We start from the raw sequence: 12574 nt of genomic DNA, 5'->3' as shown, positions 1-12574 counted from the left end.
GACGCCGTGCCGTCACCACGAGCAGCCGGCTCCGCGGGGACGCGCGGAGCCGGCTGCTCGTCCGGCCGGGTCCGAGTCCACGCACTCCCGTCGCGGACCCCCGCCGCGGGCCGTACCCGGGGTGCCGGGTCAGGAGTGCCGGTTCAGTAGTGCCGGTTCAGGGGTGCTGTCGCACCTCGTGCCTGCCGTGCCGGAGTTGCGGGGCGCGTCGTCGGCGGGCGAGGGTCGCGACCACGGCGAGGGCGATGCCGCCGAGGGCGTAGGCGGAGAGGGTCCACAGCGGTCCGGCGGTGGCGTGGCCCGAGAAGTAGACCGTGTTGCGGATCGCGGTGGTGGCCGCCCCGGGCGGGAGCCAGGGGCCGATGGCGCGCCAGAACGTCGGCAGCAGCGGCGTCGGGTAGGCGCCGCCCGCGCTGGGGTTGCCCAGGACGACGAAGGCCAGGATGGTCACGCCGATGCCGACCATCCCCAGCAGGACCTGGAAGGCGAGGGTGGCGGCGGCCGCGGCGAAGACGACGAGCGCGCCGATGGTCCACAGCCGGAGGTGGTGACCCGGCAGGGCGTCGAGCACAGGGCCGGCGATGAGCGCGCCACCGAGGCCCGAGGCCACCGCGTAGAGGGCGAGGGCGCCCAGGCGGATGAGGGTGCGGTGCAGGTTGACGGGGAGGGCGCCGCCCGCGAGACCGATGATGGCGGCGGCGAGGTAGCCGCCGACGATCCAGCCCAGCGCCAGGTAGAACGACGACAGACCGCGCCCGTCGCCCGCGGCGGGCGGGAGGATGTCCTCGACGGTGACCTGCCGGTTCTGGGCGGTTTCGACCTGCTGGGCGATCTGGGCGGCGGTGGAGGACACGGCCGGGCCGCTCGCGGAGGCGACCAGCAGGGTGTCGGTGGTGCCGCCGGTGTCGACGACGATGGCCGCGTCGACGGTCCGGTCCAGGATCAGGGCGCGGGCCCGGTCCTCGCTGTCGGCGGTGCGCGCCCGGAGCGGTTCACCGTCGAGCGCGTCGAGCCGCTGGACGAGCTGGTCGGCCACGGGTGCGGGCGCGACGACCGCGACGGGGATGCGGTGCGGCGTGGGTGCGTGGAAGGCGCCGATGTAGGACAGCACGAAGCCCAGCTGCAACGCCAGGACGCCCAGGATCAGCAGCACCGCGCGCAGGTCGAGCGCGTCGCGCAGCTCGTCGGCGAAGCGGGTCCGCTCCTGGCCCCCGGTCACGGGCTGCCCGGTGGGGGATGGGTGGGTCATCGGGTGGGTGTCCTCCGCGGTGCTGCCTGCCGTCCTCTTCGGACAGCATGGGGCAGGCCGTCCGGTCACGCAGTCCGGGCGGCGGGTTCGTTCACCCGTCCCGGGCGCGCTGCCCGACCTGCGCCGTGACCACGCCGGGGAACGCCTCGGCCGACCGGAGCGGGACGGTGACCGCGATGCGCATCCGGGTGACACCCAGGCGGGGAGATTCGCGGTCACGTGGTGGACGATGTCGACGCCGTCGGCCAGGGGGACCTCGCGGATGCGCTCGCGGGTGGTCAGCGGGACCGGCCGGGGGTGGAACACCTCGCGCGGGACGTACCCGAAGTGGCTCAGGCCACGTGCCGGCGGGCGGCCGGGTCCCGGGACCCGGCCGCCCCCCCCCCCCCCCCCCCCCCCCCCCCCCCCCCCCCCCCCACCGGCCACCGACCCGACGCCGTACCGGGGTGCGTTCTTCCCCTCGCGGGCGACGCCGGGCCCACCGGGCTCAGACGAAGCGCCAGAGCTGGTCGGCGGCGCCGTTGTCGTCGTACAGCACGACCTGCGCGCCACGGGCGGTGGAGCCGCCGGTCACGCCGAGGACCCGCCCGCCGTTGCCGCACTGGACGCGGAAGTAGCCGTTGCCGCCGTGGCGGAGCCGCCACCTGTGGTCGGTGGTGCCGTTGTCCGACCACTGGAGCACCCGGGCGTTGTTGGCGTTGGCGCCGTTCTCGACGCCGAGCACCTTGCCGCTGTGCGAGTTGCGCAGCCGGAAGTACCCGTCGGGGTCGAGCACGGCGGTCCACAGGTGGTCGGCGGTGCCGTTGTCGTCCCACTGCACGACCGAACCGCCGTCGGCGGTGGACATGTCCTGCACGCCGAGCACGAGGCCGCTGGCGCGGTTCTGCACGCGCCGGGCGCCGGTGGGCACGAACCGCCACCGGTTGTCGGCCGAGCCGTTGTCGGGGTCCTGCACGGCCTGTGCTCCCTGCGCCGTCGATCCGCTCAGGATGCCCAGCAGCTTGCCGCTGTTGACGTTGCGGATCTTGTGCGTGCCGTCGCCGTTGTCCACCAGGGTCCACTTGTGGTCGGCGGTGCCGGTGTCGCTCCACTGGAGGACGCGGGCGTTGTCGGCGGTCGACATGTCCTGCACGCCGAGGACCTTGCCGCTGTTGAGGTTGCGCAGCCGGACGTTGCTCCCGTCCGCGACGACCTGCCAGTTGTGGTCCGCGGTGCCGGTGTCGCCCCACTGCACGGCCAGGCCGCCGTCGGCGGTGGACATGTCCTGCACGCCGAGCACGAGGCCGCTGGCGGCGTTGAACAGCCGGTACCCGCCCTCCGACCCGCCGCCCCCGCCGGTGGTGCTCCAGTAGACGGTGTAGTTGTGGCCGTGGGCGTCGTGGAACGGGCCGAGGTTGACCGTCGCGCCGTCGGCCCGCGCGGTGAAGGCCAGCGACGACGTGCTGGTGCGGGTGATGGAGCCGACGTCGAGCACGGGCAGCCGGGACAGGGCGGTGTTGCCGTAGTTGCCCGACAGGACCGCGGGACCGTAGGTGATCGCGACGACGGCCGGGTTGTCGTTGGCGGCCTGCGTCACCACGCGCATCGGCAGGCGGAGGGAGACCGTGTCGCCGGGCGCCCACGACCTGGTCAGCGAGGCGTAGGTGCCCGGGGTGGCGGTGACGCCCTGCGCGACGCCGTTGACGCTGACGGTGGCCCCGGTGGTCCACGCGGGGATGCGCAGGCGCATCGTCCACGACCCGGCCGCGCTGCCGCCGACGGTGAGGGTGGTGGTGTCGGAGGCCGGGTAGGTCGTGGTCTGGGTGACCGTGATGCCGCGCTCCGACCACGTCAGCACCGACGGGGTGTAGAGGTTCACCGTGAGCGTGGTGCCGTCGCGGAAGTAGATCGAACCCGCCAGGGACGTGTTGACCTCCAGCGCGGTGCCCTGGCAGCACCAGAAGGTGGTGTAGTCGGTGCTCCAGTTGCCGCCTCCCCACGCGGGCCCCGTGTTGCCCCGCCGGTGACCGGGGTTGAGGCCGGTGAAGTAGCAGATGTGGCCGTGCGGGTCGGCGGGGTTCTGCTGGCCGATCAGGTGGTTGAGCAGCGCGCGCTCGTAGAAGTCGAAGTACGCCGCGTGGTCGGGGTTGAGCAGCCACAGCTCGCGGGTCAGCTTGAGCATGTTGTAGGTGTTGCACGCCTCGGCGGTGTCCGTGTTGAGGTAGGCGGCGATGGCGTTGGGCGCGCGGAAGTGCTCGGCCTGGCTGTTGCCGCCGATCACGTAGGTGTGCGCGGCCACGGTGATGTTCCAGGCGTTGGACGCGATGTCGCGGTAGCGGGTCGTGCCGGTGGCCTTGTACTCGCGCGCCGCGCCGATCCACTTGGGCACCTGGGTGTTGGCGTGCAGCCCGTTGAGCCGGTCCTGGTTGGCCGCCAGGGGGTCGAACACGGCCGCGTGGTCGAACCGCTGGGCGGTGGCGAGCCAGCGGGCGTCGCCGGTCTGCTGGTAGAGGTCGGCCAGCACCGCGTTCATGCCACCGAACTCCGTGCCCAGCACGCGCTGCATCTGGGCGTAGGACAGCCTGGCGGTGCGCCAGTCCACCCAGCCCGCGAACCGCAGCAGCACGTCGCGCGCCTGCGTGTTGCCGATGTGGCGCCACACGTCCAGCAGCCCGGCGAGGGTCTTGTGCAGCGAGTAGTACGACACGGACTTCGGGCTGCCCGCCTCCATCGCGTCGAAGTCCGACTCGGGGAACCCGGACAGGTACCCGGCGGTGAACCCGGCCGCCGCGTTGTTCGCCTGGCACTTGGCCAGCTCGGCGACCACGAGGTTGGCCCGGTCCCGGCAGGTGGTGTCGCCCAGGACCGCCCACGCCTGCGCCCACGCGGTGAGGAAGTGGCCCTGGCTGTGGGTGCGGAAGGGGAAGTTCGGCGCCTCCCACCCGCCCAGGGCGGCCGCGCCCTGCGTGGACAGCCGGTGGTTCATCCGGAAGTTGTAGAGCAACCGGTTGACGTCCACGAACCGCAGGTAGGACAGGGTGCGGTCCTGGTTGGCCAGCCAACGCCCCGAGGTCAGGCGGACCTGGCCCAGGTCGAACGGGTGCGCCGACACGCCGAGGTCGCCGCGGACCGGCGGGACCGAGGCCCCGTGGGCGACCCCCGGGAGCATCGACGGCGCGGCGGTCGCGACCGCCGCGACCCCGGCGGCCTGGAGCAGTCTGCGTCGGCTCAGCGGTGAGGACGACATGGCACTCCTGTCATCGGCCGCCGCCGGACGCGGTGGGTCCGGCGGCGGCGTGGTGGTGTCCGGTCGTGCTTCGCCGCGGCGGCGCGGCGTGGTCAGGGGGTCGAGCAGGTGGTGCCGTTGAGGGCGAACGAGGTCGGGGCGGCGGTGTTGCCGGTGTGGTTCGCCTGGAAGCCGATGGTGACCGAGGCGTTCGGCGCGAGGCCGGCGTTGTGGGCGACGTTCCTGGCCGTCACCTGGCCCGAGGTGGGGGAGTAGGTGGCGTTCCAGCCGGAGGTGATGGTCTGCCCGCCGGGCAGCGTGAAGACCAGCGACCAGCCGTTGACCGGGGTGGTGCCGGTGTTGGTGATGGTGATGCTGGACGTCAGGCCGGTGTTCCAGGCGTTGATGGTGTCGGTGACGCGGCAGGTCGTACCCCCGGGCACCGAAGTCGTGGTGGTCGTGGTCGTCGTCGTCGTGGTGGTGGTCGTCGTGGTGGTCGTGGGGCCGCTGCCCTCGAACTGGGTGATGAACTTCCATGCCTCGGCGGACGTCCAGGTCCGCCAGCCGGTGCAGGAGCAGCCGTCGACCGGGGCGGGCGTGTGGCCGCCGTCGAACGCGGCCCACACGACCGGGTACCCGGCGCGGCAGCCGGTGTAGGCCGTGACGACGTGGGTCAGGCTGCCCGCGCGCGGCTCCGGCGGGTTCTGGGCCGTGCAGCCGTTGTTGCGCACGAACGTGTCGCGCATCGCCCGCCCCTGGGAGATGTTGAGCACCGTGTCGCCGATGCCGTGCAGCCCCAGGTAGGCGATGGGCTGGGTGCCGCCGTTGCACCCGCTGAGCTGCCCGCCCGCGTAGACCACGACCGCGCGGAAGACGGTGGGGCGGGCGCAGGCGACCGCGTACGACATGGCTCCGCCGTAGCTGAAGCCGCCGGCGAAGCGCTGGGTGGTGTCGATGCACAGGGCGGTGTCGAGCTGCCGGACCAGGTCGTCGACGAAGGTCAGGTCGCGACCGCCGGAGTTCGCCCAGCCGTTGTTGAGGCCCTGCGGTGCGACGAAGATCGTGTTGTTGTTCGCGGCGTCCGCCAGGCGCCGCAGCCCGTAGTACGACCAGTTGTAGCCGTCCGCGCCGCCCGAGTCGACGTCGTTGGCGGTGCCGTTCAGCCAGTGGAAGCCCACGAACAGCCGGTACTGGCGGTCGCGGTCGTAGTCGGCGGGCAGCCGCAGGACGTAGGTGCGGCTCTGGCCGCTGCTGGTGATCGTGTGCGTGCCGCTGGTCAGGGTGGGCGCCTTGCCGCACCCGGCGGTGGCCGCCGTCGTGCCGACCTGGTCGGGGGTCGTGCCCCCGAGCGCCACGCCGCCGGCGCCCAGCAGGAGCAGGGCGCCCGCGGCGACGGCCGCGATCAGGGACCTGCGTCGGACCTCGTGCTGGTGGAACATCGTTGTTCCTCCTGTCGTCGTGGACCGCCCACGTGGTGCTGGTGGGCGGCGAACCGGTGACGTCGTGGTCGTGGTGCGGTCCAGGCCGGGGGAGTCGACGGGGTGCGGGCGTGCCGGGGTGCGGCGGGGTGCGCCCGGTGGGTGGACCGAGCCGCCGACCCCGCCGCACCGCAGTGTGACAGCCGGATGTTCACGCTCACAACCGTTCTCCGGGACCTGGGTGGAGATTGGTTCAGATGGCGCAGCAGAGAAGAACGACGTTGACGCTCGTGAAGTGAGCGCTAACATCTTTAGCTTCGGGACGGTTCACCGCGGGCCTCAGAAGTTCTTCCGGGCCACCACCCAGGGCGCCCTGGCGGCCAGTCCCGACGGGCTGAGGACGTAGTCGCGCGCCACCTGGTTCCCGTTGAGCACCATGTCGAGGAACTGCACGACGGTCGTCATGCCGTCGGTCATCTGGGCTCCGGTGATGAAGCCGCCGTGACCGGCCTGCGGGTGGCGGGCGAGCACGGCCGGGACGCCGGCCAGGTCGTAGTTGGCCTGGTTGTTGGCGTAGGCGATGTCGGCGGAGCCGCCGTCCATGAACAGGGCGGGCGTGTGCAGCTTGCCGAGTTCGGAACGCGGGTAGCCGAAGGCGCCGTCGGCGAAGAAACCGCTGTTCAAGGAGACGACAGCGGACACCCTGCGGTCCTGCGCGGCAACCATGGCCTCCAGGCCGCCGCACGAGTGGCCGGCGGTGGCGACCCTGCCCAGGTCGAGGTGCCGGCCCAGCGGCGCTCCGGAGCGGTCCTGCTCGCGCTCGGCCCACGTGATGGCGTCGGTCAGCAGGGAGGGGATGGGCGAGCCGCTGGGCACCCCGTTGGGCGAGCCGTCCACCGAGCCGGTGTCCACCACGGCGAAGCCCTTCGAGGCGATGAACGTCAGCGCCCGGGTGACCTCGCTGTTGTTCGTGTGGGCGCACGCGCCGTTCCCGAACGCCAGCACGGGGAGCGCGCGGCCGACCGCCCGGGGGTCGGACGGGCGGAACACGGTGAACCGGTTGTCGCCGTACGCGCCTTCCCTGGTGACCGGGAAGTTGTTCTCGACCATGGGACGACCGGGTTGGGGCGTCGTCGTGGTGGTGGTGGTCGTCGTGGTGGTGGTCGTGGTCGTCGTGGTCGAACCGGTGCACGCGGTGCCGTTGAGGGTGAACACCGGCGGCGTGGTCGGGCGGGCGTCGGACGTGGCGTTGAAGCCGAAGGAGACCGAGGCCCCGGTGGCGACGGAGCCGTTCCAGGCCGCGTTGACCGCGGTGACCTGGTTGCCCGACTGGGTGTGCGACCCGTTCCACGACTGCGTGATCCGCTCGTTCCCGGGGAACGCCCACGAGAGCCGCCACCCGGTCACGGGGTCGCCCAGGTTCGTCACGACCACGGTGGCGCTGAAGCCGCCCGGCCACTGCGAGCCGATCGGGTAGTCGACCCGGCAACCGGCGGCGGCCGAGGCGGGCTGCGATCCGATCAGGGCGCCGGCCGCCGCGACGAGCGCGGCGGCGACCGCCACCGCGGCCGGTCGTGACGCGTTGGAGTCCTTCCTGCGCATGGAACTGCTCCTTACCACTCCGGTTGGCGGCGGATCGGTGTCGGAACGGGAGCGGGAGGGCCCGGTGGCTCCGGACCCTCCCGCGGTGGTTCAGCCGACCCGGCAGGAGATGCTGGGCCAGTTCCAGTTGCCGCCGTGCTGGATGGTGAAGCCGAACGAGTTGCCGTTGCCGTTGGGGCGGGCGGTCATCACGTTGGCCGTTTCCCACGTCGCGCTGGTGTTCCAGGTGGAGATGATCCGCTGGGGCGAGCTGACGGTGACCGTGACGATCCAGTTGTTCGTGCCCGAGACCGTGACCTGGCCGTTGAAGCGGTCACTCCACTTCTGGCCCTCGGCGTAGGTCGCGGTGCAGCCGCCGGGGTCCGGGTTCTGCGTGGTGGTGGTCGGGCCGGTCGGGTCCGTGGTCGACGGGATCGAGGTCGAGACGTTGTTCAGGACGGAGAGGACCGAGTTGTACGCGGCCTTCTTGTTGCCCGAGTTGTCGAACAGCAGCGGGGTGCCGGAGGCGCGCCAGGAGTCGCTGTCGCGGATGCCCCACACCGTGATGCCGGTGCACCGCGTGACGGACAGGCAGGCTTGGACGACGCCCTGGTACTGCTGGGCCTGGCTGGAGCCGGAGCCCTCGATGTCGAGTTCGGTGATCTGGACGTCGACGCCGAGGTTGGCGAAGTTCTGGAGCGTGGTGTGGTAGTTCGACGGCACGGGGTTGCCGCTGTTGAAGTGGGCCTGGAAGCCGACGCAGTCGATGGGCACGCCGCGGGTCTTGAAGTCCTGGACCATGCGGTAGACGCCCTGGGTCTTGGCGTGCGACCAGTTGTCGGTGTTGTAGTCGTTGTAGCAGAGCTTCGCGCCGGGGTCGGCGGCGCGGGCGGCGCGGAACGCGGCCTCGATCCAGTCGTTGCCGGTGCGCTGGAGGTTGGAGTCCCGCCGACCGCCGCCGCTGCCGTCCGCGAACGCCTCGTTCACCACGTCCCAGGCGTAGATCTTGCCCCGGTAGTAGGTCGCGACCTGCGTCACGTGGTTGAGCATCGCGCTGCGCAACGAGCTGCCGGACATGTTCTGCATCCAGCTCGGCTGCTGCGAGTGCCACGCCAGGGCGTGACCGCGCACCCGCTTGCCCTGGCCGATGGCCTGGTTCACGATCCGGTCCGCGTTGCCGTAGCTGAACCGGCCCTGGGACGGCTCGGTCGCGTCCATCTTCATCTCGTTCTCGGCCGTGACCATGTCGAACTCGCGGTTGAGGATCCCGACGTAGGTCGAGTCGCCCAGCCTGCTCGCGGCCACCGCGGTGCCGAAGTAGCGGCCGCTCTGCTGGGCCGCCCCGGCGAGCGTGGAGGCGGCGCCGCTGGCGGGTGACGCCACCAGGACCGCGGCGCCCGCGGCGGCGGCGACCAAGGTCGACACGAGTGCGGCCCGTGTGACTGACTTCGCTGTCAGCGTCATGTTCGGCGCTTTCTGAGGAGCACCCGCGGGAGTGCGGGTGGGGTGGGTGGGGTGGGAGCGGGTCGGTGGTCCGCTCGGTGCGGGTGGCGGGGAGCCATTGTCCACACGCTGTTCGGTTCGAAACGTTAAGCAGTATTAACCGAAACAGATCGGCCGATCAAGGCTTGTCCGAGCCCACTCTCCCGCCGAGGTTTACATCCATGAACATCGCCGAACCGGTTAAGCATGATCTTGATGTGGAGTTGAAACCCCAGGTGGAAGCCCTTTTTGGGTGGGTGGAACACGCTGTGCTTCGAGGGTGCCGAAACGGGTTGCGGCGGGATCTTTTTTCGCAAGAATTCGAAACTAGTTTCGGAAATTTTGTCCTGTGGCGGTCGAGGGCATGGCGAAAGAGCGGCGGTCCCGGGTACTCCTTGGTGCCGGAACCGCCGCTCGGGAGGTGCACGCGAGTCAGGGAGTGGTCAGGTTGAACTCGCGCACGGTGACGGAGCCGCCCAGGGCCTGGGTGGCGTGGTTGAAGATGCCGAAGCGGTAGCCCATGAAGAACTGCCAGGCGTTGTTGAGGGTGAAGGCCGGGCCGAGCGGGCTGAAGTTGACGCCGTCGGTGCTGAAGGAGAAGCGGGCGACGCGGTTGGCGCCGGGTTGGATGTCGGCGTTGATCCGCAGCCAGGTCCGGCCGCCGCTGATCGCGGCGCTCGCGGCCTCGGTGCCGGTGCTGGTGGTGCGCCAGCTGCTGTCCATGGCCAACCCGGTGGTCATCACGACCCGGGTCTGGCCGTTGTCGCGCTTGACGCCGATCCACGCCGAGGACTGGCGCAGCATCGCCAGGCCGGACCGGTCACCGTCGCGCATGGTGCTGTGGTCCAGCTCGATGGTGGCGGTCGACGTCGGCCCCTGGATGCGGTGGGTCAGCGTGTTGCGGGCGGCGTACAGGTCGCCTGTGACCGTGGCCGTCTGCAACGTCAGCCCGTTGTTCACCGAGTACCGGCTGGTGTCGGGGTCGTGGTTCCACTCCCACTGCGGGCCCAGCGCGGTGCCCGCGAAGGTGTCCGACCCGGTGAGCGGCTTGACCGGGCGGATCGGCAGCGGCGAGGGGTAGTTCACGCCCCACCGGCCGTTGACCGTCTGGAGGGTCGGCCAGCCGTCCGCGGTCCAGGTGATCGGGGCGAGCGCCGGCACGCGGCCGCCGGGGTAGGCGTCCACGAACGACATGTAGTGCCAGGACCCGTTCTGGGTCTGGACCAGGCTGCCCTGGTGGGGCACGCCGCCACCGGAGATGGGTCCCGGCAGGTCGAGCAGCACCTGCCGCAGGGTGTACGGGCCGAACGGCCCGTTGTCCGACTTGAGCACGTACTGGCCGTTGGCGGGTCGGGTCAGCCAGATGTAGTAGCTGCCGTTGCGCTTGTAGAACCGCGCCCCCTCCAGCGTCCCGATGTTCGACGGGGTCTGGAAGACCTGCTGCGCGCGGACCTGGCTGCGGCCGTCGGCGGACAGCTGGGCGACGCTGATGGTGCCGTTGCCGTAGGCGACGTACATGGTGTCGTTGTCGTCGATGAGCATGCCCGCGTCGTAGTAGCAGTTGTCGATCTGGGCGTGCCGGTTCCACGGTCCCGCGACGTCGGACGCGGTGTAGACGTAGGTGTCGTTGAAGTCGATGCACCCGGCCCAGTAGTAGGTGCGGTTGCTCGGTCGGTACTGGAGCGTCGAGGCCCAGATGCCGTTGACGTAGGCCCGCTGCCCGTTGGTCAGGTCGTACTTGGCGCCGAAGTCCAGGGAGGGCACGGAGTGACCGGCGAACTCCCAGTTGACCAGGTCGTACGAGCGCAGGACCGGCGCGCCGGGGGAGTAGTGCATCGTCGACGCGGTCATGTAGTAGACGTCCCCGACCCGGATGACCTCCACGTCGGCGAAGTCCTGCCACACCACCGGGTTCGTGTACTGCCCGCCCGGCGGCTGGGACGTGGTCGTGGGGCCGGAGCCGACGCGGGCGAGCTGCCACTGCTGGTTGGCGCCGCCCCAGTCGCTGTACTGGACGATGTTGCCGCCGTCGGCGGTGGAGGCGTTCTGGACCTCGACCGCCTTGTTGCTGTTGCGGTTGATCAGGCGCACGTAGCCGCTGTCGGAGTCGGCGAGGCGGAACTGCTGGTTGGTGCCGTTGCCGTCGGCCCACTGGACGATCGCGCCGCCGTCGGCGGTGGAGAAGTTGTGGACGTCGAGCACCTTGCCGGAGTGGCGGGACTTGAGCCGGTAGTAGCCGTTGCCGGAGTCGACGAACTGCCACTGCTGGTTGGCGCCGTCACCCCTGGTCCACTGGGTGATCCGCGCGCCGTCGTTGGTGGCGAGGTTGTAGACGTCGAGCGCCTTGCCGCTGTTGCGGTTGACCAGCACGTACCACGCGGTGGTGTCGACGGTGGCCGCCGACCCGGTGGCCGCGCCGAAGACCACCACGACACCGCCGAGCACGACCACCGCCAGCGCCGCGGCCACCCGCGACAACCGGCGTCCGCGTGCGGGGTGCCGCGGGAGTCGATCGGGGACGGACATGACAACTCCTTACCCGCCGCTTCGGGCGGTGTGCGGCCCGGCGCCCCGCACGGGTGTGCGGGGCGCCGGGGGTCGGTCAGCGTTGTAGGGTCAGCAGGCCCGGTCGGTAGGGCAGCTTGCCGTAGTCGCCGCCCGAGCTGGGGTTGCGGCCCTGGTAGAGGAGCTGGAGGTTGCAGGGGTCGATGGTCTTGGTCTGGTCGGGGTTGGCGCGGATCAGGTCGCCGTGGCTGATGTCGTTGGTCCAGGTGGCGCCGCTGTTGGCCTTGCCGGCGAAGGGGTTGCCCTCGGTGGCGGCCTGCGGCGTCCACGAACCACCGAGGCTGCTGGAGGTGAACGAGCGGAAGTAGCGCCCGTTCGACCCGATCGCCTCGACGATCATCAGGTACTGGTTCTGGCCCTGGACCTTGTAGACCTCGACCGCTTCGAACAGGTTGTTCGTCGTGTCGCTCATGATCGTGGTGTAGGAGGAGCCGAAGCTGCCCGGGAAGTTCCCGATCGGCATGACCTGGCGGTAGATCTTGCCGTTGTCACCGGCGAAGAACAGGTACATGTTCTGGCCGTCACCGATGATCGTCTGGTCGATGGGTCCGGTGCCGGAGCCGGTGATGCTCGCCGTGGAGAGCACCTGCTGCGCCGACCACCCGTTCGGGTTGGTGGGGTCGGTCGACGTCCGGTAGCTGAACGCGGTCCCGCCCCACTGGTAGGCCATCACCCAGATGTTCCTCGGGGCGAAGTAGAACAGCGTGGGCGCGACGGTGCCGATGTTCATGGCCTGCTGGGGCGCCGAGGCCATGTCGGACCAGTTGCTGAAGAGCCCGAAGTTCATCGATCCCCAGGACGTCCCCGTGTCGTGGGTCGTGGCGTAGACCAGGTGCCTGCCGTTGTAGGGGACGTAGGTGAAGTCCTTGAGCGAGACCCAGCCCGACCTCGGCTGCGCCAGCGCGCCCGTGGACGACCAGCGGTAGGACGAGGGGAGGGAGCACCCACCGCCCGGCTGGGTGGTCGTCGTCGTGGTGGGGCCGGAGCCGACGCGGGCGAGCTGCCACTGCTGGTTGGCGCCGCCCCAGTCGCTGTACTGGACGATGTTGCCGCCGTCGGCGGTGGAGGCGCCCT

The 12574-nt window shown here is 70.9% G+C and carries 7 protein-coding genes; all 7 read right to left on the bottom strand.

The annotated features are described in order from the left end of the window. Positions 1-157 precede the first annotated feature (157 nt). Positions 158-1249: a DUF3533 domain-containing protein gene (locus ACFP3R_RS24110; RefSeq protein WP_380638661.1), complete on the bottom strand. Its 1092-nt coding sequence runs from the start codon at positions 1247-1249 to the stop codon at positions 158-160. A 487-nt stretch (positions 1250-1736) separates the two neighbouring features. Continuing rightward, a complete protein-coding gene (locus ACFP3R_RS24105; RefSeq protein ID WP_380638660.1) occupies positions 1737-4475 on the bottom strand; it encodes a beta-L-arabinofuranosidase domain-containing protein in 2739 nt (912 codons plus the stop codon). Positions 4476-4567: 92 nt separating this feature from the next. Continuing rightward, positions 4568-5893, bottom strand: coding sequence for a CE1 family esterase (locus ACFP3R_RS24100; RefSeq protein WP_380638659.1), 1326 nt, complete (start codon positions 5891-5893; stop codon positions 4568-4570). Between the two features lie 318 nt (positions 5894-6211). Further along, a complete protein-coding gene (locus ACFP3R_RS24095) occupies positions 6212-7474 on the bottom strand; it encodes a cellulose binding domain-containing protein (protein WP_380638658.1) in 1263 nt (420 codons plus the stop codon). Positions 7475-7564: 90 nt separating this feature from the next. Beyond that, positions 7565-8917, bottom strand: a complete 1353-nt coding sequence (locus ACFP3R_RS24090; protein ID WP_380638657.1) for a glycoside hydrolase family 10 protein — start codon at positions 8915-8917, stop codon at positions 7565-7567. A gap of 450 nt (positions 8918-9367) precedes the next feature. Further along, complete coding sequence (locus ACFP3R_RS24085; RefSeq protein WP_380638656.1) at positions 9368-11461, bottom strand: family 43 glycosylhydrolase; 2094 nt, start codon at positions 11459-11461, stop codon at positions 9368-9370. 76 nt (positions 11462-11537) lie between these two features. Then, positions 11538-12574 (bottom strand): non-reducing end alpha-L-arabinofuranosidase family hydrolase (locus ACFP3R_RS24080; protein WP_380638655.1); only part of this gene is annotated, 1037 nt, incomplete at its 5' end.

This window comes from Saccharothrix lopnurensis (genome assembly GCF_042658445.1).
Lineage (GTDB): Bacteria > Actinomycetota > Actinomycetes > Mycobacteriales > Pseudonocardiaceae > Actinosynnema > Actinosynnema lopnurensis.
The sequence above is the reverse complement of the archived record's forward strand: the minus strand, read 5'-3'. Positions and strand labels throughout refer to the sequence as shown.